The following is a 25,769-nucleotide window of genomic DNA, read 5'->3' as shown; positions in this document are numbered from 1 at the left end:
ACGTATAAAAATAGGAATATTAGGGAAACACTGCACAAATCCTGCCGTTGGTGCCTGATCGCCACCGACGGGGTAGAATCTGGCTATACCGCTACCGCCCGATAGAGCCATCCCGATGAAGCAGATCTCATTCGCCCAAGCAGAGCATCAGAACAAGAAGAAAGTGACTCGCCGAGAGCGGTTCCTGGCCCAGATGGAGGCAATGCTACCCTGGAAGCGGTTGATCGATGCACTGTCGCCAGCCTACTTCCCGAATGCCGCGGGCAAGCGAGGCCGGCCGCCCATCAGGCTTGAGCGCATGCTGCGGATCTACTTCCTGCAACAGTGGCATGCATTGGCTGATGAGGCGCTCGAAGATGCCATCTACGACAGCCAGGCAATGCGCGACTTCGTGGGGATCGATCTGGCCATCGAGAGCGTGCCGGATGCGACCACGCTACTGCGTTTCCGCCATCTGCTGGAAAAGCATGCTCTGACGCAGCGGATCTTCCAGGAGATCAATGCCCACCTGACCGAGAAGGGGCTGTTTATGCGTGAGGGCACCATTGTCGACGCCACTATTGTCTCGACTGCGCCCTCCACCAAGAACAAGGCCAAACAGCGCGATCCCGAGATGAAACAGACCCGCAAGGGCAACCAATGGTACTTCGGCATGAAGGCCCACATTGGCGTCGACGCGGTGACTGGGCTGACGCATACCGTGGTTGCCACCTCGGCTAACGTGGCTGATGTCACCATGGTAGAGCACCTGGTGCGGGATGATGACAATCGAGTTCACGCTGATGCGGGCTACATCGGTATGGGCAAACGCCTGGACGAAGAGAAGGATGCAGAGGATTCCCGTTGCTGTATCGCGGCCAAGCGAGGCGGTATCAAGAAGATGGAAGAGAGTCCGATGAAAGAACTGCTGCTGAAAATCGAGCGGACCAAGGCCAGCATTCGCGCCAAGGTCGAGCATCCGTTCCATGTCATCAAAAATCTCTTCGGCTACCGGAAGGTGCGCTACAAGGGGCTGGCCAAGAACCAGGCGCAGCTATTCAGCCTGTTCGGGCTGGTCAACCTCTTGCTGGCGACGCGATGCGAAGGACGCATTGACGGGGTCAGTGAGTCTTGAATCTCTCCTACTAGCCGGATACATCGGCTGGTAGGGGAAATAGGCCATCTATACCGATCAGAACGCGACCGCTGTTGTGGTTGAAGCACCAGTCTGAGCGCTTAAACCGCGCAGAATCGAATTGATCATCGTTTCCTTAGCTATTGCTCTCTGTATATGCCGTCATAGCTAAACCAGTACGCTTAGTCTATTTCATCACTTACGACGCAACGAAAAGAAAATTCCGTGTGAAGAAATTTGTCGCCTATTTTAGGAGGGGCATGATAACGTTCTACCGTCAATGTACCTCCCCAGCCTTGGCCATTCGATATGCCTCTTACTACTTTTTCATCACCCTCGTCTGGGCCTCTTGGATTCTTTTGAATGGTGCTATCATAATAATCTTCCTGATACCAATCTAGTACCCATTCATAACCATTGTCTCCCATTTGGTACAACCCTAGAGGGTTAGGTGGGTACATATCAACAGGATAGGGTGCAAGACCACTCGAATCGCCAGCCTCAGTTGCGCCTCTTACTTCTTCATTTGTAGGGATGCTCTTACCTTTTTCTAAAGTGCCTGTACTAGTACCATAAGGGATAAATTGTCCACCGGATCGTGCTGCATACTCCCACTGTGCTTCTGTTGGTAATGTAAAGGGTAATGAAGTTTTCTCAGCTAGCCAACCGCAATAATTTTTGGCTTGTTGCCAATCTACACCAGCAGGCACATTATCCTGACGGAATCGCATTTCATATTTGTTAGAGTTATTGATCTTCTCTTTCCCTTTAGCCTGTGTATAAATATCGTATTCTGAATATGTCACTTTAGTGGGTGACATGTAGAAGGTATCTAGTGTGACTTGGTGTAACGGCTTATTATCCTGTTCTGCGCTATAAGGTAATCCTTTGTTGCGACCTTTCAGATTGGGGTCTATGGGGCCGAAATCTCCCATCTGGAAGCTACCCCCTTCAACGCGAACGAGAGCATCTTTTGTCCGTTGAATCAATGTATCGACACCTTTCTGATTTCTTGCATCAGCATTAACATTATTGCAAGCGCTAACACCTATGGCAGAGAGTGTCGTCAGAACAACTGTATATTTCATGAATGTCCCTATAAAACTGTCGCATCAGTATTCTGCGGCTGGCCGCTTGGCGATGTAGCTTCGTTACAAATATGTCTTCAAAACAACCCTGAGTTGGACACACACAGTATCATCTTGGGTAATCCCACCATCAGCTTGAATGGCAAGCCGGTAGCGTTTCACGGCTGCCATACGGCATGTGGGGCGGCGTTGATCTCTGCGGTGAGTGGCAAGCACGGCCTGGGATGAGGGCGTGAGCTTGTCCATGAGGTATCTGTATTCGATGATCCCGTAGCCTTGGCTGCGGGATTTTTCGTTCTGGATCTGCATAAGTGCCGCGGTCTCATGTTTCAGGCGGCGCATTGCTGTGGCGGGGGCTGCATTCACGTTCAAGGTTTCATTGAAAGTCTTTCTCCGTGCCGCGGGTTTTTCAGCCAGGCAGCGAAAGATAGTGTCAGTCACTTCCCGAGACAGACCTGCTGTCACGTGACGCAAGCAGGTCTTGCCGTTGGGCCGATGACAACCACTGACTATAAGGGGCATCTCCATGCTCACCTTGATCGTGAAATTTGACGTCAAGCCCGAACAACTCGCTACCTTCAAGCAGGCCTTGGCTGACAACAAGCTGGGCTCAGCGGCTGAACCGGGGATGCTGGAAATGCGTTTCTTCGCGGCCAAGGATTCTCCCACCACCATCTTCGCCTACGAGCGCTGGGCAAGTGCTGAGGCGCATCAGGCACATGTGATTCAGCCCTACGCGCAAGCCCTGCTGAAACTGGCTGACACGGCGTTGGCATCGCCATTCGAGGTGATGCCCTTGAACGATACTGACCCGGCGCCATTGCATGAGGCGAACCCCAGGCACGTGCAGCCGGAAGATGAGGTATTCAGTATCTTCTTCATCTTCAAGATCAAGGAAGAATATCGCGCTCGGTTGCTGCAGCAATTCACCACGCATGTGGCGAAGACGCGCAGTGAGGAGCCGGGCAATCTCGTGTTTGATCTGTATACCCTCGATGGGCAGGACGACACGCTGGTGATATACGAGCATTGGCGCACGGAGTCAGACCTGTGGGACATTCACTTCCAGCAGCCCTATGCCATCGAGACAGGCAAGCTGTTGGAGCAGGCCATGGTCGGGGACATGAAGCAGTACTTGAATATCGTCAGCGAGTTCTGAGCTGACTGGCAGGACATACTCCCTCTACACCTCCATCTTGAAGACAAGGCGCAGCCACCTCAGGCTGCGCCTTGTCTGTTTCAGTAGTTTCCAGTCGACATGAGCGTCAGCGTGCCATCCAGCCGCCATCGACCGTCAGGACGGTGCCATGCACATAGTCCGAGGCAGATGATGCCAGGAACACCACCGGGCCCTTGAAGTCGTCTGGTGATCCCCAGCGCCCGGCGGGGATGCGCGCGAGGATATCGCGGGAGCGCTGTGCATCATGTCGCAGGGCTTCGGTATTGTCGGTAGCGATATAGCCCGGTGCGATGGCGTTGACGTTGACGCCGTGAGCGGCCCACTCATTGGCGAAAGCCTTGGTGAGCTGAGCGATGCCGCCTTTACTGGCCGCGTAGCCCGGCACGGTGATGCCGCCCTGGAAGGAGAGCAGTGAGGCGGTGAAGATGATCTTGCCGCTGCCGCGCGCGACCATCTGTTTGCCGATCTCGCGGGTCAGGATGAACGGGGCGGAGAGGTTGGTATCAATGACGTGATCCCATTGCGCGTCCGTGTGCTCGGTGGCCGGGGCGCGCTCGATGGTGCCGGCGTTGTTGACCAGGATATCCACCCGAGTCGAACTCAACTGCGCGGCTAGCTGCTGGATGGCGCTGCGGTCGGAAACGTCACATGCGATGCCCTGGAAGGTGCGCCCCAGGGCGCGGATACGTTCACCTACATCACCACCATCGGCGGTCATGCTGGCACTGATGGCAATGATATCGGCGCCGGCCTCGGCTAGGGCGATCGCCATGGCGGCCCCGATACCGCGACTGGCACCGGTTACCACGGCGGTCTGATGACTGAGGTCGAATGGTTTGACGTCATGCATGTCGCGGCTCCCATATCAGTAAAGTCTCACGCAAGCCTACTGCAGAAAGAGGGCGACCACGAATGCCTCAGGAGAGGCGACTGCCGGCCACTGGGTGTCAGGCTGGCGAGGCAAGGGTTGTGAAAAGGCCAGGATATGCCCAGTGAGCACCTTGTGAATGTGGTAGTTTCTGGGCAATTCCCCTCCCTTGGCGGGATACGTATGCCGAGCATGACATGACAGGAGCGACTCAATGACAGCAATCGATACTTCTCCTTCCCCCGAAACGCGTGCAATCACTCAGTCACCCGGGCAGCGTGTGGCACTGGTGACGGGGGCTGCTGGAGGCATCGGACGTGAGATAGTGCGAGGGCTGATGGCACGCGACTATCTCGTCTATCTCAGCTCACGTGCGGCTGAGAGTGCGCAGCAAGCGGTGGATACTCTGATGGATGAGGCGCCCCGCGGTGAAGTCAGACCCTGTGTGTTGGAGATGACCTGCACTGAGCATCTGCGGGATGTCATCGCGATGATCAAGGCGCGTGATGGCCGCCTGGATGTACTGGTCAACAACGCTGGCATCTATTTGGAAGCACCGCATCTTGAACCCGCCAGGCCGACGTTGGCCCTCGAGCAGCCGGTCGAGATGGTGCGAGAGAGCCTGGAGACCAATCTGCTGGGGGCCTATCAATTGACACAGTTGGCGGTCCCGCTGATGCAACGCCACGGTGAGGGTCGTATCGTGAATGTCTCCAGTGGATCAGGGCAGTTAGCGGAGATGGGCGCTGGCGATATCGGCTACCGTCTTTCCAAGGCGGGGCTGAATGCGATGACACGAGTCTTCGCGGCCGAACTCCAAGGCAGCGGCATTCTGGTTAATGCCATGTGCCCCGGCTGGGTGAACACTGGCGTCGGGGGCCCTGATGCTCCCCGAACCCCACAGCAGGGTGCCGATACGGCGCTCTGGCTTGCCACTTTGCCTGACGATGGCCCTAGTGGTGGTTTCTTTCGCGATCGTCAGCCCATTGCTTGGTGATGAGCTGTATTGATGGAGTTTCGTCAGATAACACTCACCAGTACCGTCATGCGATAGGCAGTCCTCAGATGCCGTTGTCTCAGCCGCTTTTCTTGATTGATATCACTTTGGGTGAGGCTGAATTTGATGAGAAGAGCTCGCGGGAGCCTTCCTGGAGGTCCTCTCGAGATCGTCGAATCGCCCCTGTCACGATATTCATGCTTCCGCCACCGTGCTGGAGTTTTCCTCGTACAAGGAAGTAGACATCCGTAATGATAATCGCCGCCTGGCTAGCCGCTCACGTCACAGTGTGCCGCCTGGCTAGCCGCTCACGTCACAGTGTTCAGGCGATGACCCTTGCCTGGGGAATCCTGAACGCAATGCGTGTCTCATGAGCTCATTGGCTTTGGGACTCATTCTGGTCTCGGTCTGTCTGCATGCCGGCTGGAATCTGCTCGGCAAGGGGCGGGCGCCGTCGCTGGCCTTCTTCATGCTGGCCATGGCCAGTGGTGCGCTGATCTTTGCGCCGCTGCTGGGGCTGGGGCCGTCGTTTGCCGTGCTGCCCGCTGAATTCTGGGGTTGGCTGGTGGTCACGGGGCTGTGTCAGGCGCTCTACATGGGCGGGCTCGCCTGGGCGTATGCGCGCGGCGAGGTCAGTGTGCTATATCCCATTGCGCGTGCCTTGCCCGTGGTGCTGGTGCCGCTGGTCTCCTTGAGTCTGCTGGATAGCCAGGCGCTGACAGTGTCGGATTTCACCGGCATGGGGCTGATCGTGCTCGGTGCGCTCATGTTGCCCTTTAGCAGTCCGCAGGGCTTGCGAGCGAGAACCTATCTGACCCCCGCGCTGGGGTTCGCGTTGCTGGCAGCGCTGGGGACCACCGGCTATTCGCTGATCGACAAGCAGGCTCTCGACCTCATGGTGAGTGTCGGCTATTCGCCAACCTCTGCCGGTGCTGTCTTCCTTGTGTTGCAGGCCATGATGACGGTGGCCTGGGGAGCACCGATGGTCATGCTGCTGCCCACAGAACGTCGCCGCCTGCCCACGCTATGGCGGGGTGAGCGGGGCAGCATGGTGTTGACTGGCGTGATGGTGATGGCGACCTATGGGCTGGTGCTGGTTGCCATGACGTTGACGGCGGAGGTCAGTCTCGTCGTTGCGATGCGTCAACTGTCCATCCCTCTGGGAGTAGTGCTCGGCGTGGTCTGGTTGCGCGAGCGAGCGGCCATCGCCAAGTGGCTCGGCATCCTCATCATGCTGGCGGGACTGTGGACCGTTGCGCTGGCATGAGGCACAAAAAAAGCGAGACAGGCGGCTGCCTGTCTCGCTTTTTGTCTTTCTGCGGGTGCTGGCGGGGCATCACGCTGTCGTGAGCCCCTTCACCGCCATGCTTACTTGGCGTCTGCCACCAGCATTTCCAGCGTGGCGCGCGCGCCGTTGTCGTGCAGGCTCTTCAGGGCCTTGAGATAGGCATCGCGGAAGCGCGGCTGATCGACCAGGTCTCCGAACAGTTCGCGGTTGTCCAGGAAGGCAGTCGGCTCTTCGCGCTGGCGGCTGGCACGCTCCATCAGCTCGTCCTTCAGCGGGTCGACCACGTCGATGGTCTCGCCTTGCTCGTCCACGCCTTCTGCATAACGTGCCCAGCTGGCCACGACGGCTGCGGTACGACGCAGTTCGCCGTCGGTCTTGAGCTGTGCGTGTGCCACCGGGATCAGGAACTTCGGAATGCGGTCGGAGGTCTCGGCGCACAGACGCGCGAGGGTGTCCTTGACTTCCGGGTTGGCGAAACGCTCGATCAGCGTGCGGCAATGGGCGTCGAGATCGATACCCGGCAGCTGGGCCAGCGTCGGACGAGCTTCCTCGTTCATGTAGCCGAGCAGGAAGTCGACGATCAGCGGGTCGTTGCAGGCTTCATGGGCGTAGCGATAGCCGGCCAGATAGCCGAAGTAGCACAGCGCCTGGTGGCCGGCGTTGAGCAGACGCAGCTTCATCAGCTCATAGGGCTCGACGTCCTCCACCGGCTGCACGCCGGCATCTTCAAATGCCGGACGGCCATTGGCGAAGTGGTCTTCCAGCACCCACTGGGTGAAGGGCTCGCAGACTACCGGCCAGGCATCTTCCACGCCGAAGCGTGAGGACAGCTCTTCGATGTCATCCGGGGTGGTCACCGGCGTGATGCGGTCGACCATGGAGTTGGGGAAGGGCACTTCGGCTTCGATCCAGGCAGCCAATTCGGTATCGCGTGCACGCGCATAGGCAGTGAACATCTTGTGAGCGACGTTGCCGTTGCCTTCGATGTTGTCACAGGACATCACGGTGAACGGGGCGACGCCGCGCTCGCGACGACGGGCCAGGGCTTCGGTGATCAGGCCAAAGCTGGTCTTGGCTTCACCCGGATTGGCCAGATCGTGCTGGACATCGGCATTCTCGAGATTGAATTCGCCGCTAACCGGGTGGAAGTTGTAACCACCTTCGGTGACGGTCAGCGAGACGATGCGGATCGCCGGGTCGGCCATCAGCTCGATGACGGCATCCGGGGAGTCAGGGGCAAAGCGGTAATCGATGATGGACCCCACCACGCGCGGCTCATAGTTGCCGTCCGGGTGCTTGAGTACCACGGTGTAGAGGTGGTCCTGCGAGGCCAGAGCTTCCTGCATGCGGCGGTCACCCGGCATCACGCCGACGCCGACGATGCCCCAGTCCAGCGCCTTGCCCTGATTCATCAGCTCGTCGAGGTACATGGCCTGGTGCGCGCGATGGAAACCGCCCACGCCGAAGTGGACGATACCGGCGCTGACCGCAGTGCGGTCATAGTTCGGAGTGGCTACCTTGGCGTCCAGCTGAGTCAGACTGGCATTGGAGAGACGGGTCATGGGGAGGTCTCCTGCCGCGTGTCGCGGTCGAGTCGAGATGGGTAAAGAAAGGGTAGGTCGTAACGGCCAGCGGCGAAGGTCACCCGTGTGATTCAGGCTTCCTTCGCCGCTGGCATGGCAGGGGGCAAGCCCCTGCCGACTCAGCTAGCGGTGGCCGCTTGCTTGGGGGACTGCTTGTTGAACAGCGCCTTGCTGCGCTGCAGCTCCCAGTACGCGAAGATGAAGTAGATGATCGTCGACCAGATGGTCACGTCATAGAACAACTCACGATTCGCTTCGTAGCTGGCCAGGTCCGGGCTGCCGAACAGTACGCGCAGCGCGAGGACCATCGGCACCGCCAGGCCCAGCACCATCCAGACGGCCTTGATGACCTTGGTCAGACCCGAAGTGTCCTTGACCGGTGCATGGTTGGTGGTCTCGGCCTGCTTGGCGTGCAGGGCTTCGACACGCTCCTGGAATTCCCGCTCGGCCGCTTCGGCTTTCGGGTAGGAGGCGGCTGCACCGGCAGATCTGGCCATCAGGGTGTAGAGGATGATGGAGACGAACCAGGTCGGCAGGAACAGGTAGTAGAACGGGATCACGTCGACCATCTCGAGGCCGAAACCGAAGATCAGAGACAGCGCCCAGGTCGCCAGTGCCGGCGTGTTGTGCTTCACGCCCTTGTAGCGCGCCCAGTAACGGCTGAAGCCGAGTTTCGGGAACAGGTGATGCTCAGCGAAGATGATCCCACCGACCGGCACCAGCACCAGACCCGCATAGGTCAGCAGCGGCAGCATGCTGCGATAGACGAACGGGAAGCAGCTGAGCACGGCAACGCAGATGCCCACGGCCAGCGTCGCCTTGTTGCGCGACAGGTTCGGCATGGCAGATTGCGCGGCAAGGCCTGCGCGGTACAGGTTGGCGTTGGCGGTGGTCCAGCCTGCGACGACCACGATCACGAAGCCAGCGGCGCCAAGGGCGTGCAACGCCACTTCGCCCGGTTCCAGTACATCGATGCTGATACCGGCGACGGCTGCGGTGGCCGCGCCCATCAGACCGGCGGAGATCCAGGCGACGTAGTGGCCGAACATCATGCCGGTGCTGGTCGCAAGGCCGGAGCGCATGCGCTTGGCATAGCGCAGCAGCGCCATGTCGATCAGACCGAAGTGGGAGAAGGTATTGGCCGCCCAGGAGAAGCCGATGACTTCCCAGATGCCGATGCCTGCTTCGCCCTGGGAGTTGATCCCGGTGAAGACGGTACTGCCGGCGACATCAATGAAACTCGAGAAACTGTTCAGGCTGGTTTCACCAGTGACGGACTCCGCCAGTTCCGGCAGCAGAACCATGCCGCCTACGGTGAACATCAGCATCAGCCACGGGGCACAGATGCTGGCGAATTCGGTCAGGGCGTTGAAACCATAGACGGCAACCAATACCACGATGGCGGCAACGGCCAGTGCCAGCAAGATGAACTCGAAGCTGGTGGGGTAGGCCTGGGTCTGGGCTGGAATGTCGAACAGCAGTCTGACCGCCGTGGCGGAAACGGTGATCATGGCCGCCGAGATGGCGGTGAATATGATCACGTTGGCCCAGTTGTAGAGCCGTGACATCGAATCACCGGCAATACGGTGAAGATAGGTGAAGAGGCTCAGACGGGTCTCGATCGCGATTGGCGTCGTGATCAACCAGAAGCTGAGCACTGCAAGGCCATTACCGATCAGCAGGCCCAGCAGGATATCCCAGATACCGGCACCGAGCGCCACGAAGGTGGCACCGATGACGAACTCGGTCGCGGCAACGTGCTCGGCGGCATAGAGACCGGCAAAGTGCGGCCACCGGTGCAGTTTATGACGTGGCACCGGCAGTAGCTCATCGTCCATATGGGCGATCTGCCGATCCAAATCTGGCGCAGTACTGGCCATGATTGGCTCCTGTTTTTTTACGGCTTGTCTTGCTGCTCCTACCCGAGATGTCACGCAGCCGCCTTGGCGATCCTGTCGGCGATGACGAGGGTAGATCGTCTATTATCGATCAAATGACTCAGGTGTGGTGCAAATGATCGATGAATGGTCATCAAAACGCAAAGCCCGCGTGCTTGAACTTTGGGCTATGCCCTCGAGTGGTTATGGTTATTGAAGTCAGGAAGGCGCTGAAGACCGCATGAAATCTGGGATTTCGCGGGGGTGTCTCGATTCAATGACACGATTCAGCAAAATTAATTTTTCCGTTCTCACACCCCGTTCGGCGCCTGACGCATTGTGTCCTGGCTAAAACGGCCAACGATTCAGGAACAGATATCTCACAATTCTGAGGGTGGTCTTGCACCGATGTGGTGCGATCGGCGTACTAGGCATCGTCGCTTTCTTGCCATGCCTCAGCGTCGTTTTGGTTGAGGCTCGAGAGTCGAGAGGGGAAATGGGGCAGCGGGAAGGACAGCGAAAGCCCGGTCTCTGCAAGAGAGCGCTATAAAGGTGGCGACATATAAAGGAAAGTGTTGGCCAGTGGCGACATCGACTTCGGTGCAATGCGACAGAAAATGCATGAAATAACGACAAAGAACGAGAAAAATGAGACATCTTGCGGGCTTCCTCGGTTCTCGTTAAGGTTGCGCAACACTGTTTCCTAACCAGGAAGCCCCCAACATGATTCCCAGCGCTTTGATTGGCGGTGGGGCACGGCGAGGAGGCCAGCCATGCGAACGCGCACACTGACCATTCTGATGATGATATTTACGCTGCTGGGAGCCCCGCTGGCTCAGGCAGGACCGCACGATAGAGGCCATGGGCATCATGACCGTGGGCACGGCCATCACGACCGCGGTCATCATGGCAAACATCACAAGAAGCACCACAAGCAGAAGCGTCACCATGAGCGCCACCGTCATGAGGCCCGACGCCACCACCAGTGGCGCCGTGGCGACCACCTGCCGCGTCATTACTATTCCGATAGCCGCTACTGGGTGAAGGACTGGCACCATCGTCACCTCTCCAAACCGCCGCGCGGGCATCGTTGGCTGAACATCGATGGGCGCTATGTGCTGGCCGCGGTGGCGGGTGGCGCGATCACGGCCATCATTCTCAATCGCTGATTCCAGCCGCGTGTTCATACGTCAGTCAGCAAGCACAAAAGAAAGGGCCTCCAGTGAGGCCCTTTTTTGATGACATGACGTCAAGCCCTCTCGCATTGCAGCCTGTCAGATGCTGCCGAAAGTCTTCTGAAGCGTTTGGCGGACCACCTCTGGTGTGAAGGGCGGTGCGAGGAAGCGAACGCCCGTAGCGTCGAACAAGGCATTTGCGATGGCAGGTGCGCCGGGCAGGGAGGTGGATTCGCCTACACCGAGTGGTGGCTGGTTCTGGTCCTCCAGCAACACCACCTCGATATCGGGTATCTCCGAGAAGCGCAGGATCGGATAGCTGCCCCATTCCCGGCTGCTGGGCTTGCCATCCTCGAAGTGGATCCTTTCCTTGAGTGTCCTGCTCAAGGTCTGGATCACGTTGCCATGAACCTGATGGCGAACTCCTGCGGGATTGATCATCAGGCCGGCATCCTGACCGATCGTCAGTCGGGTGACGACGATACGGCCACTATCGGGGTGGACCTTGAGCTCGACGATCCAGGCGGCCAGCGCCGCACCGAATCCTGGGAATCGGCTGTGGACGTATTGGGCGTAGGCGACTCCTCTGCCGTACAGCCAGCCATCTTGCGACGCAAGAGGGGCGGAAAACGCCACGCGTGGCTCCCAGTCGGCGTGTGCCGCCACTCGTCTGGTGAGTTCCACCGCTCGCGGATCACTCAGGGCATCGAGGCGATAGGCGACCGGATCCTGGTCGGCGAGATAGGCCAGCTCATCGATGAAGCTCTCGTGAGCGAAGGTGTTGGGCATGGCGGAGACGCCGCGAAACCATGAGGCGCGCACGAGTGTCGGCACATCATCGCAACGGATATCGCGATGTTCGTAGCGATAGGGCGGGACTGCCGTTCGATCGCCCATCTCGAAAGGAATGTCACTCGGTGCGACGGCACCGGTCAACAGCAAAGCCAAGGTGGGTGCGTCATTCGAGGGATAACGGGATGTGAATCGATAGGCCAATGGATTGCCATCCTCATCGCTTGCGCCCGCGACCGTCATCAATTGTGCCGCCCCCTTGGGCTCCCAGGCATGTTCCTGTGCGCGTGACAGCTGCACGCGTACCGGGCGACCTATGGCACGAGACAGCAAAGCGGCATCCGCTCCGACATCGTCGGCGCAATTGCGGCCGTAGCAGCCAGCCGCTTCCATGCGCGTGATGGTGATGCGGGGCTCATCGAGGTCCAGCAGCCTGGAGAGATCCGCCCGGAGGCTGTGCGGATTCTGGGTGCCAGACCATAGCGTGAGAGAGCCCTCTCGAAAATTCGCCAGCGAACAGGATGGGCCAATCGAGCCATGCAACTGAAAGGGCCAGACATAGGTCCGCTCCAGGGGGTGAGGCGCACTGGCCAGGACGGAGTCGGCATCCCCTTCGCTCAGCAATGGGCGGTGGCTGGCGGGCAATGCCGCCAGCGCGCTCGGGATATCATGCAGGGACGGCAGGTCGATGTCCTCACGCCACGTGACCTCGAGCCGCTTCGCGATGGCGGCGGCCTGTTCTTCTCGTTCCGCCACTACCCCCACGAAGTCACCGATGACCACAATATCGACCAGGCCTGGCATTCCCTTGACAGATCCACGATCGACCTTGATCAGACAATTGTTGACGAACGTGCCCTTGTCGTGGCCTGTATAAGGTGGCCGAATCACGGCGCCATGCAGCATGTCGGGAAGTCGCATGTCGTGAACGAAGGTCAGCTGTCCCGTTGCCTTCTCAGGGATATCGACCCGCGAGGCGGCCTTTCCGACGATCCGATAGTCACCGGGTGGCTTGAGAAGGACGGTGGCCTCGAGTTTCAAGGCGTGGCGGCGACCCTGGAGTAGTTCGCCGTAGTCGATGCCACGGGTGCCATGCTCGGGTGAAGCGTCTCGTGCCTTGGGCAGAACTCGGCCATGGCTGCACCGCAAGCCATCGCGAGGAAGATTCAGGTGAGTCGCCGCCAGGTCCAGCAGGTATTCACGTGCCTGGGCGGCTGCGCGACGAAGCGGATCAGCGGTGATCTGGATGGTCGCGCTGGCGATAGTCGGCCCCTGGTTGGGCACATCGAAGGGGTGGCCCAGAATCATGTCGACCCGTGAGCAGGGGAGCTCGAGTTCCTCGGCCACTATCTGGGCAAGCGAGGTACGAATGCCGGTGCCGAGATCCACGTGGCCATTGAAGGCCATGACTCGCCCATCGGCGCAGATTGCGAGGAAGATTTCTGGCTCCGTGGGGATGAAGTCCGAATGGGTGCCGGGTTGACCGGGGGCGGGCTTAGGGGGAATGACAGGGTCGCGATAGACCACCAGGATGTCAGTGCCGGTGAGAAGTGCCCGGCGGTCAGGCAGCGGATTGCGAGACATGTCGCTTCTCCATTTTCTGTTCTTGTTGTACTGGCGGTGACGACCTCCCGGCTGTCAGCGGTATGTCGTCATGATGCCTGTTGAGAGTTATCGTGCGTACATCATTTATGCTGGTTGGTGATCTGTTCGGTTACTGCATGACTTCTTGGCCATGATTGCCAAATTTTCTCAGTTTATATAGGTCTTTTATCCTGTCATCGATCAGGGTGAGACAAGGTGCTATCATCGTCATCAAGGTGTATACACCATACATCGGCGGTGATGATAGACGATTACCAATAGTTACAGGTGGTTCGGTCCCTGTCATTCCACGGGGAGTGCCAGGCCGGCAATCGATAATCTCTTGAGGATGCTGCATGACCATGGAGCAACAGGACAAGGCGTCATGTTCTGGCAGACACCAGACCCCTGCGGAGCAGGGCTATGACTTTTCCGAGCAGGTCGGCCATCTGCTGCGCAAGGCCTACCAGCGTCACACGGCAATCTTCCAACGTCACTGCAGTGATTCCCAGTTGACGGCGATCCAGTTCGTGACACTTTGCACGGTCATGGAGCGCGGGCCCAGCTCTCTTACCGATATCGTCAAGGCGACGGATATCGACCCTGCGACCATCCGAGGTGTAATCAAGCGCCTGACGGCTCGCGAGTGGGTCACGCTGTCTGCCGATCCCGCCGATCAGCGAAAGGTCATGGTGAAGATCACCGAATCCGGCGAAGCCCTGGTCGAGAGCATGATTCCCGTGGCGCATCAAATCACCGACCAGACCATGGGCAAACTCAATCCTGCGGAACGTATTGCCTTGCTGCATCTGCTCGAGAAGATGAATCACTCCGAGTCGTGAACCGGCGCGCCAGGCTCGCGGTGCCCAGGCATGTTTTCCTCATCACGAAGCCCGGCCTCTCGGGCCGGGCTTCGTGATTCATCCCTGTTGCAGGTAGGCGAGTGTCTCGTCAAGCGAGACGACATCGCCGTACTTGCTGTCGATGTCGAAAAGATTGGCTTCATGTGGGGCAGGGTGTCGGTCTCCCACGCACTCGCGCACCACCATCATCCTGAACCCATGCTGTACGCCATCCACTGCGGTCGCGCGTATGCAGCCGCTGGTAGAGCAACCCGTTAGAATCAACGTATCCACGCCCATCGACATCAGGGTGGAGGCCAGAGATGTGCCGAAGAAGGCACTGGCGTATTGCTTGGTAATGATCAGTTCGCCTTCCTGTGGCGTGACTTCTTCGTAGAATCTTGCATAGGGACTCTCAGGCACCATGTGGCGCATCACGGGAGCCTTCTTGACCCAGATACCGCCATCGCGCTGCTCGGGAGCAAGGTAGAGAATGTTGGTATGGATGATCTCGATCCCCGCTGCCCGAGCCTGCTCCAGCAGGCATGGCATTCTCGCCACGGCTTCCACCACGCCCGGGGCATGAAGAGGTGAGCCGGGTGTGGTATAGCCCTGCATGAAGTCGACGACTAGCAGGGCGGCCTTGTGACCAAAGCCCAGGCGCCCATCCCAGACGCCCTGGTAGTTCGCGTTCAGATCCTCAGGTGGCATGCTCATGTTCCTCGTGGTGGATGTCGGCCTTTCAATAGGCGCCGGACAGCAATGCGCCGGCACCGGGCACCACGGGCTCCAGGCCCAGTGATTTCAGCATCGCGTAGGTGGTCGCGATCGCGGCGGTGACGACTGGCTTGCCCGTCATCGCTTCCACCTTGGCGACGGCAGGAAGCGATGGCATCTGCACGCAGGCGGACAGCACGATGGCATCCACTTCGCTGAGGTCCATGCTGGCAACGATGGCCGGCAGGTTGTCGGGGTCGTGGCGAGCCACTGCCAGGTTGTCTGGGATTTCCAGTGCTCGGTAATCCCGTACGTCGATGCCTTCCTCACGGATATAGTTCACCACCATCTCCGTCAGCGGTTTCATGTAAGGGGCGACCACCACGACTCGCCTGGCATTCATGACTTCCAGAGCATCGACCAGTGCGCCGGCACTGTTGACGACTGCCGTCTCGGCGCCGTTTTCGGCGGTGACTCTGCGCAGGCGTTGCTGGGATTCCCGGTGGTATCCGGGGCCCATCGACATGATGGCGACCAGGCAGGCATACCCCATGACATCCACGGCGGCGTCCGACAGCTCAAGGGCACAGCGATCCGATTGGGCGTCCATGCTGGCCAGCTCTTCCCTGGCGACGGTCTTCATGCGCATGCGACTGGAGTGGAAGGTGAAGCGTTCCGGGCGAACATGCTGGCGTGCTGTCAGCATGGCGGGAATTTCCGTTTCCATGGTGATGTTGGAACTCGGAACGATCTGGCCGATACGGTAGGGTCTGGTCATGGCGAATTTCCTTGCTCAAGGCGCGTGGCCGAGGAAGTCTTCGAAGGCCGCGAAGAAGCCCTCGTAATCATCCCAGGGGATCATGTGGCCGGCGTTTTCCGCCGTGGTGATGCGGATGCTCGGAAGAAGGCGCTGGAGCTCTTCCTTGTCCTGCGTCTGGATGACGCCCCCCTTGCCGGCGCACATCAGCAAGGTGGGGATCTGGATGCCAGGGATGTCCTGGTGGATGTCCACCGTATGGAACTCTTCGAAAGCCTGCACGATGGCCGGGGTGTAGCACGTATGGAGCCATTCGGCGCGAAGCTGAAGCTGGTCATCACTCCAGCTGGCACAGTAGCCGCGCATGGTCTCGATGTCCGCGCCATGCGTGCAGTCACGGATGGAATCCACATACCAGGGGAGGCGGCTGGGATACTCGCGACGTCCGGGTCCGGAGACCGGCGGGTCGATCAACACCAGCTTGCTGACGTTTCCTGCGCCGCGGCTCATGGCGCGCAGTGCAAAGCGAGCCCCCATGGAGTGCCCTGCCAGTATCACGTCCTCCAGCCCCAGTGCGTCGATGAACGCCTTGATGTCCTCGGCACAGGTGTCGGTGTCGTAATCGAGTTCGGCGCCGCTGGATGAGAGGCCGCGCCCGCGAACGTCCAGCACGTAGGTGTCGAAATGCTGACCGAAGCGTTGGGCCACGAAGCCCCAGGTGATGGCCGGACTGGTGATGCCGGGGATGATGACCAGGGGCTGGCGGGCAGCGCCCACGCTGGAAGGCTGGCTCGGGGCTCCGTAGCGGAGATAATGCTGGCGGATGCCATTGGCCTGGACGTTGGCCCCGTAAAGGTAGGTGCTGGTCATGCAGACTGTTCCTCGATAGCCGTGGCGGGGTACTGCAGCGCGACGTCATGCACGTCGTACGCGAAGACCCAGGCGGGGTCCTCGTTCTCACGTAGCCAGGTGTTGTCGTGGGAGACCTGCTGCACGCGAGAGGCGCGTTCGAAGCGGTTCTGGCGATAGAGTTCGAAGGCTTCCTGATGCTGCTCGGCGCCGACCTCCTTCAGACAGCGCACCAGCATGGCGGCATCTTCGATGGCCATGGCGGCACCTTGTGCCATGTGTGGCTTCATCGGGTGGCAGGCATCGCCCAGCAACACGAGTCGCCCGTCATGCCAGAGCGGGAGAGGATTGCGTTCCAGCAATGGCCACTTGGTCACTGTCTCGGTGCAATCGATCAGTGCCTGGACTGTCGGGTGGTAACCCACGAAGGCCTGACGCATTTCCTCGCGTGAACTCTCTACAAAGGAGCTGTCGTGATTCCATTCGGGTTCCGGTACGCCGGTGACGTAGTAGTACTCCTTCTCATCTCCGGTCACGAAATAGACCATCATGTGGCGGTCTTCTGACCACCATTTCACGCAGGACTCGAAATCAAGCTCATAGGCCTTGAGCTTCTCTGCCGAGATGATGGCGCGGTGGGCCACCCAGCCGCTGTAGGTCGGCGCTTCCTTTCCCAGCAGTTTCTCGCGAATGCGTGAGTTGACCCCGTCCGCCCCGATTACGATATCGGCGTCCTCCGTCGTGCCGTCGGCAAAGTGCATGATCACCTTGTCGCCACGATCATCGACATCCACCAGATGCTTGTCGAAGTGAAGTCGGTTGGGGTCGAGTGCGCCCACCATCAGCTCATGGAGATCCCCCCGGTGCACGGTGATGTAAGAGGCGCCGTACTGCTCGCGAGCCTGCTGGCCCAGCGGAATGCGCGACAGATATTCGCCCGTCTTTCCATCTCGACTGAACCATTGCTCTGGATGTGACCCCATCTCGGCCAGTTGCGTCTCGATACCGATCTGGCGCATGACCTTCATGACGTTCGGGCCCAGGTGGATACCCGCGCCCAAGCGTGAGAATGCGGGTGCCTGCTCATATACCCGGGTGTCATAGCCGGCCTGCTGGAGCAGAGCCCCGGCAGCGGCGCCCCCCAATCCTGCACCAATCACGGCAATCCTGGGTGTCTTGGTCATCTTGCCTCTCCTGTCTACGGTCTTGTTGTTGGCGGGTCGTCTGACATGCCGCGCTTGCGCAATGGGGAGGGCCGGGTGGTGAATGCCCTGTCAATCTCTGGCGCGGAAGACGCAGTGTGCTTGCCTTGCTAAAAACAACGTATACACCATTAATGAGGGGGTCAAGTCTATAGAATCAATTTTTTTCTACATGGTGTTTTCATGATTTACACGATATATGTATTACCAAGTAGTTGATTCATTTGATTTTTATTGGGTTTGGGTGTGAGTTTTTCCTTGCTTGCCAGATCAGTGTCTTGAGTGCTATACGTTGTAAACACGAAAATTAGTCACGTGTACATTGTAGTTTGGCGCTCGGGATGCACCAATCTGGATGGCCGCATGCCCAGGCTGCACAACTGAAGTGCGAGGGCCTTGGCAGACAGAAGTGGGGGGAGCCGCCAGGGCGTCAGCGACAACAAGGTACCGGGGAAGGGAGCGGTCTCGTCAGCCATGACGGAGCCGTCATCAAGACAAGAACAAGAGGTGGCGAGATGCCCGTCAGTCAAAGCGAATTGACTCAACATTTTGAGCACGTTCTCACGTTGTCGAAGGTGGATGACACTCAGAGCGTGGCGATACTCAAGAGCCATTATTCCAATGCCATGATCGTGACAGCAGCCATGGAGGCGTCACAGCGTCTAGGGGCCAAGGCCTATATCGTCGAACTCGCCTCATTTAACCACCGTACGGCGGTAGGCAACGATCTCACGGCCTATGTGGGGCATACGGCGCTGACCGGCCACCCCGCGGCGCAGCAGGCATTGATGGCCGCCGATCTCGTCGTGGATACCATGATGCTGCTGCACTCTCCGGAGCAGGAGGCGATCCTGAAATCCGGTACCCGTATCCTGCTGGCGGTAGAGCCTCCGGAAATGTTGGCGCGCATGCTGCCCACCGTGCAGGACAAGCAGCGGGTCGAGGCTGCGGCGGACGTCTTCCGGCAGGCATCCACCTTCAAGGTGACCTCCCGCGCCGGCACGGATTTCACGGCAAGCCTGGGGCAATACCCCGTGGTCAGTGAATATGGCTTTGCGGACGCGCCCGGGCGATGGGATCACTGGCCCAGCGGCTTCCTGTTCTCATGGCCCAATGAAGGCACTGCCGAGGGCACCATCGTGGTGGATGTCGGCGATATCCTGCTGCCCTTCAAGACCTACGTGCGTGACAAGCCGATCACGCTGGAAATCAGCGAGGGATTCATCCGCAAGATCCATGGTGGGTTCGATGCCGAGTACCTGCGTGAATACATGGCTCACTTCAAGGATCCCGACGTCTATGCCTTCTCGCATATTGGCTGGGGTCTGCAGTCGCGAGCGCAATGGTCGGCGATGGGGTTGCACGACAAGAACGATGCCATCGGGATGGATGCTCGGGCCTTCGAGGGCAACTTCCTGTTCTCCACAGGCCCCAACACCGAGGTGGGGGGGGCCCGTAACACGCCTTGCCACATGGATATTCCGCTGCGCCACTGCTCGGTTTTCCTGGATGACAGCGCAGTCGTGGAAGAAGGCCGGGTGGTAGCGCCGCAGGGGTCACTCCTCACCTGAGCTGATGCAAGTGAGGTAAGCTGAAAGACTCCCTATGAATCATGAGCTTACCGTGGCTCTTCTTCATGGCCGTAGCCGGTGATGCATCATCGAAGGTTCCTGAGAGAGCCTGGATTATCCAACAACAACGACGAGTCATCATGACGCAGACACTGACCCTACGGGTGAATCACGAGACGCATGAGCTGGCAGTGCCCTCGGGGACATCACTGCTCACCGTACTGCGCAATGACATGGCGTTGAACGGGCCCAAATATGGTTGCGGGCTCGGGGAATGCGGCGCCTGCGGTGTGCTGGTGGATGGCATGGCGGCACGTGCCTGCGTGACTCCGGTGGCCGCGGTGGCAGGTCGTGAGGTCATCACGCTCGAGGGATTGGGTGGACCGGAAAGTCTGGACCCCGTCCAGCAGGCTTTCATCGACTGTCAGGCGGCGCAGTGTGGCTATTGTCTCAATGGCATGATCATGGCCGTGCGAGCGGTCCTGAATCGCAAGCCAGACGCGACTCCGGAGCAGTTGCGGGCGGCACTTGAATACAACCTCTGCCGTTGCGGGACCCATGTGGAAATTCTGGCAGCAGCCGAGCGTGCCGTGAGGCTCAATGCCGCTGCCATCGGGGGAGGTCACGATGTGCAATCTCCCGGTGAATGAGTCGTCTCAATCGCTGTCGTGGCTGAGCGAGTGCCCGCCTGACACGCTAGCCCGTGCGCGATATGGCGTAGTGATACGCCCACCAAGCTACAAGTGGAACGGTGATTTCTTCGTCTGTGATCGACTGGTGGAGGCTGTACTGGCGCCTGCCCGATCGCCGGACGACGAGGTCCAGCTGGTGCGCGAAGGTGACTTCGTCGCCGTCGTGGCGAAGACGCTTGTGGCGGCACGCAACGCGGCGCGGTCGGTCACGCTTCGCTGGCAGACTGCGGTTGGCACAGTGGAGGACCGTCGCCATGGCCCGCAGGCCAGCCGGATGACGGGGGCGCGCGCTCTGGAATCGGTGGCGGATGTCGAGCTGGCGCAGAGTGATCATCGAGGAGATTACACCTGGCCCAGTCGAATGGGGTGGGGAGAGGCGCCCGGCTGGGTGCTGGCTGACTACGCCGGCGACACTCTGGAGCTCTGGGGGCAGACTGCTACGCCACAGCTGCTGGCACAGGACATCGCCTGGGCCACTGGCCTCGAGCCTCAGAATGTCCAGGTATTTTCTGAGCACGCCGAGCAGCACTCCGGGCTCGGGCGACATTGCGGTGATGACGCCGGGGTGGATGCGGCCTTGATATCGCGTGCTCTGCGGTGCCCTGTCGCGGTGTGGCTTGATGCCGAGTACATGCGGGATGTCCAGGGGCTCGGACAATCCCAGCGTATGTCGCTCGGGGCCGTTCGTGACTCCGGAGGCAGACTCCTTCGCTATGCCTATCGACAGAGACATCTCTGTGGAGAGGTGCCGGCTGTCGGATTGCTGTTGAGTGGCAGGTTGCCGGAGTGGCGGGGTGATTCACCGTCAGGCAGCGACCATCCGGCATCTTCGTGCGACGTTGAGGATCAGGGCGTTCATGAGGACGACATCGCCAGTCTCTTCCCCTATGACGTCTCGGAGCAGCGCATCTCGATACGCAACCGGGGAGTGGCGGCGGGCAGTGATGTCAAGGGACTGACGGAGATCCAGCAGGTCTTCGCGCGCGAATCGTTTCTGGATGAAGTGGCACATGCCGGCGAAGAGGACCCTGTCGCGCTGCGACTTGCGCATCTCACGGACGTGCGCGGAAGTGAGTTGATCCGTTCGGTTTCCCGGCGTGCCGAGTGGCATCAGCGAGACCCTGTGGTTGCCGCGCCGACAGAAGATTCGAGCGATCGTCTTGCCGGGCGGGGGTTCGCCTATTCGCAGCGGCCGGGCGCTCGTCAGGAGATCGAGGCAGGCAGCCGTTCCGCCTGGATTGCGGATGTCGAGGTCAATCGCCTCACCGGCGACGTCACCTTGACGCGTCTGGTGGTCGGCCAGGATGCCGGCACGGAAGTGGACACCACGTGCCTGCAGGAGACGCTGCAGGCCAGGGTGTTGGGGGAGCGATTCCCCATTCTAGGTCATGAGACTGCCTTCGATGAATGGGGGGATGGTCGTTCGTCGTCTGCCGTGGCCACGCCGGAGGTGACGTCTTTCTCTTCGCTTCGCGTCACGGCGGCTACTGAGATCGTGATGCCGCAGCAGCAAGGTGTGGCATCTGCTGGCGTGCCGGCCTCCGTGGATCTCGCCCCCGGCGTTGCCGTGATAGCCAATGCGCTGTTCGATGCCACTGGCGTGCGCTTTCGGCAGCCGCCCTTCACGGCCAGTCGTGTACGTGCGGCCCTGTCCGCGAGCGGTCAGTCATCAAAGGCCGCTGAGGGCAAGGAGGAGGGAAAGGCGCCCGATGGACGTACGCGCAGCGCATGGTGGAAGCGTTCATTGCTGACCGTGGCGGCTAGTGCCATCACCGGCACAGCGATCATGGCGTGGCCCTGGAAGGGAGCCATTGCGCCCATTGCCCGGCCGGCAGTCAATCTGTACTCCGCCGAAACCATCGAACGGGGTCGCCTGGTGGCGGCAGCGGGAGATTGTGCCGCCTGCCATACCAGTGACGGGGGGGGAGAGAATGCGGGAGGGCGTCGGTTCGATACGCCCTTCGGCACACTCTACAGTACCAATCTCACCCCGGATGAGGCGACGGGGATCGGCCAGTGGTCCTATGCCGCCTTCGAGCGAGCGATGCGCCATGGCGTCAGTCGTGAAGGTCACAATCTCTATCCAGCCTTCCCGTATACGGCGTTCGCCAAGACCAGTGATGCGGACATGCAGGCCCTGTATGCCTATCTCATGGCCCAGCCTGCAGTGGCGGCCAAGGTGCCTGAGAATGCGCTCAAGTTCCCCTTCAACCGGCGTGAGTTGCTGGCAGGCTGGAACCTGCTCAATCACGACAGCTCGCCATTCATGCCGGACCCCGCGCAGAGTGACCTCTACAACCGTGGTGCCTATCTCGCGGAAGGGCTCGGTCATTGCAGTGCCTGCCATACACCGCGCAATGCCTTGGGAGCCGAGCGCTCCGGTAATGCCTATCTGGCGGGCGCGATGATCGATGGCTGGGAAGCACCGGCCTTGAGCCAGCTGAATCGCTCGCCGGTGGCCTGGAGCGAGTCTGCGCTCCATGACTATCTCCGTACGGGAAAATCGGCGCTGCATGGTGTGGCATCCGGGCCCATGGCGCCGGTCGTGGCAGGTCTGGCAGAGCTGCCGGAGCATGACGTGCGTGCCATCGCGCACTATGTCGCCGTGCAGATGGGAGCCCCTTGGGGCGAACAGCCGGACATGCTTCAGGAGGCGGCAGACAGGGTCCGGCTGTCTCGACAGGCCCCGGCAGGGATGGAAGAGGGCGACCGCCTGTTCGAGGGTGCCTGTGCCTCCTGCCATGTCGAGTTGCCGGTTCCGTCATTTTCCAGTGCGACGACATCACTGGCGCTCAATACCAATCTTCACAGCGACTCTCCCGACAACGTCATCCACTCCATTCTCGGAGGGGTACACATGGCGAATGCGTCCGGAGTCGCCGATATGCCTGGCTTCGCGGAAAGCTTCACGAATGCCCAGGTGACCACATTGACACGTTATCTGCAGGCGCGTTTCGCGCCTGACAGCTCGCCCTGGCGAGACGTTGAGCAGCGCGTATCGCAGATACGCGAGGAACATCACTGAGCATCTGCATTCCCCTGAAATGACAATAACAAGAGGTTGATCATGAAACGAAGCAAGTGGATATGGCTGATATGGGCATTGGTCCTGCTCTGCTACGCAGTGCCCTATACGCTCTTGAGCGATGTGAGTGCCTGGTATGGCAGTTTCCTGTTCTGGTCGGTGGCGGGGCTGGTTGTCATCGCTGTGAATCTCTATATCACCAAGGATTTCGAGGAGCACGGTAATGACTGAATCCCTCATCTGGTGGTCCATCGCCATCTATCTGATGATCGCGGTAGGGATCGCGCTGCTCGCACGGCAGGCCGGCGCGGAAAGCATGTCCGGCTATTTTCTCGGTAATCGTCAGATGAATGGCTTCGTCTCGGCTCTAAGCTACAGCGCCACGACCTATAGTGCCTTCATGATGGTGGGGCTGGCGGGACTGACCTATGCCGGTGGTGTCGGGGCGCTGGGCTTCGAGATCGTCTATTTCGCGGGTGTTTCGCTGGTCTCCATCTTTGGTCCGCGCTTCTGGGCGGTCGGGAAGACGTTTGGATTCGTCACGCCCAGCGAGATGCTGGGGCATCGTTATCACAACAAGCATGTCGCCATGGCAGTCTCGATCGCCAGCTGCATCTTCCTGATTCCTTATGCTGCCGTGCAGTTGGCCGGTGTCGGCTATCTACTGCAGGGGACCACCGATGGCGCGATCGATTTCACCACAGGCGTGGTGATGGCAACCGCCATCGCGATCTTCTTCTCCTATGTCGCGGGAATCCGATCTGTCATGTGGACTGACTCGCTGCAGGCCATCATGATGATCGTTGCCTCTACGCTTGTCGCGTTTCTCGTCATCGAGGGGCTGGGTGGCTTCAGCAGCATGTTCGAGACACTGGCGAATGACAAACCTCAGTCGCTGACGGTGCCGGGTTCCGGGCTCTTCAGCTTCGTGACCTTCCTCGGGCTGACCATTCCCTGGTTCTTCTTCAGTCTTTCCAATCCTCAGGTCAGCCAGCGTCTGTTCATGCCATCCTCGCTGAAATCCATGCGTCAGATGCTGATCGGTTTCCTGGTCTTCGGTTTCATCTACACACTGGTTTCCGTGCTGTGGGGCTTTTCGGCGCTGGTAGCTTTCCCAAGCCTCGAAAGCCCGGATCTGGCTACGGCCTCACTGCTGGGCTCTGCCTCGGTGCCGCCGGTACTGGGTGTCATCGTGCTGATCGGGATCATGGCCGCTGCAGTCTCGACCATTGACTCCATCATGCTGACCCTGTCATCCATGCTGGCGCGCGACGTCTATGCCAATGTGACGTCGGCCGCCACCGAGAAGCGACAGTTGATGGTCGGCAAGATCGTCGTGCCGCTCATCGCCCTGATGGCGCTCGGCTTCGCGGAGCTGCAGCTGGATCTCATTGCCGTTCTCTCGGTGGCGGCATCTTCCGGTCTGGTCGCCACGGTGCCGGCCATCATCGGTGCCTTCTACTGGAAGCGAGGCACGTCCGGCGGTGTGTTGGTGAGTGTCATCGGTACCGCCATCTTCGTGCTGGTCATGTATGCCACGGGCAATTCACTGTTCGGCCTGCCGGCCGGTATCTGGGGCATCATCGTCGCAAGCGTGCTGTTCGTGGGTGTGAGTCTGATGACACAGCCACATGCTTCCTCGGCTGATGCGTTCATGCAGGCCATCGACGATGAGCTGAAGACCGGGCGGAGTCCGGCGCAAGACCCTGCACAGGAAGCACCACTGAAACTGGCCAGGCACTGAGCGCTGTCTCACCCAAGCGCCCAACGACAGAAAGCCCCGAAAGGGGCTTTCTGTCGTTGGGCGGGCAGCCCATGGTGGGGGATGTCATCTTCGAAGCTTCAGGCGTAGGCGCTACATACCCAGGTCATGGTCGCAGGGGCGTCGCCGTTGTAGGTGATGGCGTGTCCGAGGGTGCTGTCAAAGGCCAGGCTATCGCCGACCTTGAGCTGGATGGGGTCGTAAAGTTCGGTCCAGACGGTCACTTCTCCGCTGGTCACGATGATCTGTTCCTGGCCGGAGTGTTTCTGCAGGCCGCCGAATTCCTCGAGACTACGATTGAGCACGGTGGTCTCCAATACCATGTATTCCTTGGACGCCACATTGTTGCAAAGCGGGCGATACCGGTAGTTGGGCGTCTCGATGACGTCTCCCTCCTGCGCTCGCGTCAAGGCGAGCCACCCCCGAAACGACGTGTCCTCCGTGTAATAGAACAGCTCGCTGACATCGACGTTCAGACCCTTGGCGAGGTTCACGATTGCCTCGAAGGTCGGTGAGATACGCCCATTCTCGATTCTTGACACGCTGGCCGCCGAGATTCCTGACGCGCTGGCCACGGCCGCGATGGTCAGTCCCTTCTCCTTGCGTAGCGCCTTGAGATTGTCACCAATGGCGCCTGCCTTGCGTTCTCGGTGCTTCAGGGCGATCGGCGTTTCCTGGTGGGGTGTCATGTCAGCGTGCTCCATCGTGTTCGTCTGCTGGGGTGGCGTCTGTCGCTGCCTATGCCGGTGTAGCGCAAGGGCGTGAGCTTTCAGGTCATGCTGCGGCAGGGAGAGGCATGAACGCCA

The 25,769-nt window shown here is 59.7% G+C and carries 22 protein-coding genes; 12 read left to right on the top strand and 10 right to left on the bottom strand.

The window, feature by feature from the left end; genetic code table 11:
* Nucleotides 1-115 precede the first annotated feature (115 nt).
* Complete coding sequence (locus tag PJK54_RS13190; RefSeq protein WP_271303129.1) at nt 116-1,114, top strand: IS5 family transposase; 999 nt, start codon at nt 116-118, stop codon at nt 1,112-1,114.
* Nucleotides 1,115-1,296: 182 nt separating this feature from the next.
* On the opposite strand, the gene PJK54_RS13185 is transcribed toward PJK54_RS13190, so the two are convergent.
* Nucleotides 1,297-2,202 (bottom strand): formylglycine-generating enzyme family protein, encoded by a 906-nt coding sequence (locus PJK54_RS13185; protein ID WP_271303128.1) that lies wholly within the window; start codon nt 2,200-2,202, stop codon nt 1,297-1,299.
* On the opposite strand from PJK54_RS13185, the gene PJK54_RS17895 reads away from it, so the two are divergent.
* Complete coding sequence (locus tag PJK54_RS17895) at nt 2,095-2,430, top strand: PAAR domain-containing protein (RefSeq protein ID WP_442870682.1); 336 nt, start codon at nt 2,095-2,097, stop codon at nt 2,428-2,430. The genes PJK54_RS13185 and PJK54_RS17895 overlap by 108 nt on opposite strands.
* Nucleotides 2,431-2,728: 298 nt before the next feature.
* Nucleotides 2,729-3,361: a putative quinol monooxygenase gene (locus PJK54_RS13175; protein WP_271303126.1), complete on the top strand. Its 633-nt coding sequence runs from the start codon at nt 2,729-2,731 to the stop codon at nt 3,359-3,361.
* Nucleotides 3,362-3,467: 106 nt separating this feature from the next.
* Here the strand turns inward: PJK54_RS13175 and PJK54_RS13170 are convergent, their stop codons facing one another.
* Nucleotides 3,468-4,232 carry an SDR family NAD(P)-dependent oxidoreductase gene (locus PJK54_RS13170; protein WP_271303125.1) on the bottom strand — a complete coding sequence of 255 codons (765 nt, stop codon included), beginning with the start codon at nt 4,230-4,232 and terminating at the stop codon, nt 3,468-3,470.
* A gap of 232 nt (nt 4,233-4,464) precedes the next feature.
* Between PJK54_RS13170 and PJK54_RS13165 the strand changes: the two genes are divergently transcribed.
* Both PJK54_RS13165 and PJK54_RS13160 read left to right on the top strand, forming a co-directional pair.
* Nucleotides 4,465-5,247: an SDR family NAD(P)-dependent oxidoreductase gene (locus tag PJK54_RS13165; protein ID WP_271303124.1), complete on the top strand. Its 783-nt coding sequence runs from the start codon at nt 4,465-4,467 to the stop codon at nt 5,245-5,247.
* A 370-nt stretch (nt 5,248-5,617) separates the two neighbouring features.
* Nucleotides 5,618-6,514: a drug/metabolite transporter gene (locus PJK54_RS13160; RefSeq protein ID WP_271303123.1), complete on the top strand. Its 897-nt coding sequence runs from the start codon at nt 5,618-5,620 to the stop codon at nt 6,512-6,514.
* Between the two features lie 101 nt (nt 6,515-6,615).
* On the opposite strand, the gene PJK54_RS13155 is transcribed toward PJK54_RS13160, so the two are convergent.
* Both PJK54_RS13155 and PJK54_RS13150 read right to left on the bottom strand, forming a co-directional pair.
* Nucleotides 6,616-8,097 carry a mannitol dehydrogenase family protein gene (locus PJK54_RS13155; protein ID WP_271303122.1) on the bottom strand — a complete coding sequence of 494 codons (1,482 nt, stop codon included), beginning with the start codon at nt 8,095-8,097 and terminating at the stop codon, nt 6,616-6,618.
* Nucleotides 8,098-8,237: 140 nt separating this feature from the next.
* Nucleotides 8,238-9,998: a purine-cytosine permease family protein gene (locus PJK54_RS13150; RefSeq protein ID WP_077377189.1), complete on the bottom strand. Its 1,761-nt coding sequence runs from the start codon at nt 9,996-9,998 to the stop codon at nt 8,238-8,240.
* 770 nt (nt 9,999-10,768) lie between these two features.
* On the opposite strand from PJK54_RS13150, the gene PJK54_RS13145 reads away from it, so the two are divergent.
* Nucleotides 10,769-11,164, top strand: a complete 396-nt coding sequence (locus tag PJK54_RS13145) for an RcnB family protein (RefSeq protein ID WP_077377186.1) — start codon at nt 10,769-10,771, stop codon at nt 11,162-11,164.
* Nucleotides 11,165-11,269: 105 nt separating this feature from the next.
* On the opposite strand, the gene PJK54_RS13140 is transcribed toward PJK54_RS13145, so the two are convergent.
* Nucleotides 11,270-13,546, bottom strand: coding sequence for a xanthine dehydrogenase family protein molybdopterin-binding subunit (locus PJK54_RS13140; RefSeq protein WP_271303121.1), 2,277 nt, complete (start codon nt 13,544-13,546; stop codon nt 11,270-11,272).
* A gap of 356 nt (nt 13,547-13,902) precedes the next feature.
* Between PJK54_RS13140 and PJK54_RS13135 the strand changes: the two genes are divergently transcribed.
* Complete coding sequence (locus PJK54_RS13135) at nt 13,903-14,388, top strand: MarR family winged helix-turn-helix transcriptional regulator (RefSeq protein WP_271303120.1); 486 nt, start codon at nt 13,903-13,905, stop codon at nt 14,386-14,388.
* 78 nt (nt 14,389-14,466) lie between these two features.
* Here the strand turns inward: PJK54_RS13135 and PJK54_RS13130 are convergent, their stop codons facing one another.
* The 4 genes from PJK54_RS13130 to PJK54_RS13115 are packed head-to-tail and all read right to left on the bottom strand — an operon-like array spanning nt 14,467 to nt 17,895.
* Nucleotides 14,467-15,099, bottom strand: coding sequence for an N-carbamoylsarcosine amidohydrolase (locus PJK54_RS13130; protein ID WP_271303119.1), 633 nt, complete (start codon nt 15,097-15,099; stop codon nt 14,467-14,469).
* 31 nt (nt 15,100-15,130) lie between these two features.
* The gene (locus PJK54_RS13125; RefSeq protein WP_271303118.1) at nt 15,131-15,883 is read right to left on the bottom strand and encodes a maleate cis-trans isomerase family protein; all 753 of its coding nucleotides are present in this window, start codon (nt 15,881-15,883) and stop codon (nt 15,131-15,133) included.
* Between the two features lie 15 nt (nt 15,884-15,898).
* Complete coding sequence (locus PJK54_RS13120; RefSeq protein ID WP_271303117.1) at nt 15,899-16,732, bottom strand: alpha/beta fold hydrolase; 834 nt, start codon at nt 16,730-16,732, stop codon at nt 15,899-15,901.
* Nucleotides 16,729-17,895 carry an FAD-dependent monooxygenase gene (locus tag PJK54_RS13115; RefSeq protein WP_271303116.1) on the bottom strand — a complete coding sequence of 389 codons (1,167 nt, stop codon included), beginning with the start codon at nt 17,893-17,895 and terminating at the stop codon, nt 16,729-16,731. Before PJK54_RS13115 ends, PJK54_RS13120 begins: the two co-directional genes overlap by 4 nt.
* A gap of 533 nt (nt 17,896-18,428) precedes the next feature.
* Between PJK54_RS13115 and PJK54_RS13110 the strand changes: the two genes are divergently transcribed.
* The 5 genes from PJK54_RS13110 (at nt 18,429) to PJK54_RS13090 (ending at nt 24,945) form a co-directional block, all read left to right on the top strand.
* Entirely contained in the window at nt 18,429-19,484 is a 1,056-nt protein-coding gene (locus PJK54_RS13110; RefSeq protein ID WP_271303115.1) for a 2,5-dihydroxypyridine 5,6-dioxygenase, read from the top strand.
* Between the two features lie 140 nt (nt 19,485-19,624).
* Complete coding sequence (locus PJK54_RS13105; RefSeq protein WP_271303114.1) at nt 19,625-20,134, top strand: (2Fe-2S)-binding protein; 510 nt, start codon at nt 19,625-19,627, stop codon at nt 20,132-20,134.
* Nucleotides 20,135-20,204: 70 nt separating this feature from the next.
* On the top strand, nt 20,205-23,201 hold the full coding sequence (locus PJK54_RS13100; protein ID WP_271303113.1) for a c-type cytochrome: 2,997 nt from the start codon (nt 20,205-20,207) through the stop codon (nt 23,199-23,201).
* Nucleotides 23,202-23,243: 42 nt separating this feature from the next.
* On the top strand, nt 23,244-23,432 hold the full coding sequence (locus tag PJK54_RS13095; protein ID WP_077377159.1) for a hypothetical protein: 189 nt from the start codon (nt 23,244-23,246) through the stop codon (nt 23,430-23,432).
* Nucleotides 23,425-24,945, top strand: a complete 1,521-nt coding sequence (locus PJK54_RS13090; RefSeq protein WP_271303112.1) for a sodium:solute symporter family protein — start codon at nt 23,425-23,427, stop codon at nt 24,943-24,945. Before PJK54_RS13095 ends, PJK54_RS13090 begins: the two co-directional genes overlap by 8 nt.
* 98 nt (nt 24,946-25,043) lie before the next feature.
* Here the strand turns inward: PJK54_RS13090 and PJK54_RS13085 are convergent, their stop codons facing one another.
* On the bottom strand, nt 25,044-25,652 hold the full coding sequence (locus PJK54_RS13085; RefSeq protein WP_271303111.1) for a helix-turn-helix domain-containing protein: 609 nt from the start codon (nt 25,650-25,652) through the stop codon (nt 25,044-25,046).
* Nucleotides 25,653-25,769: the final 117 nt, after the last annotated feature.

The sequence above is a fragment of the Cobetia sp. MMG027 genome, assembly GCF_027947415.1.
Classification (GTDB): Bacteria; Pseudomonadota; Gammaproteobacteria; order Pseudomonadales; family Halomonadaceae; genus Cobetia; species Cobetia marina.
Note: the sequence above shows the minus strand (reverse complement) of the source record. Positions and strands in the feature narration are given on the sequence as shown.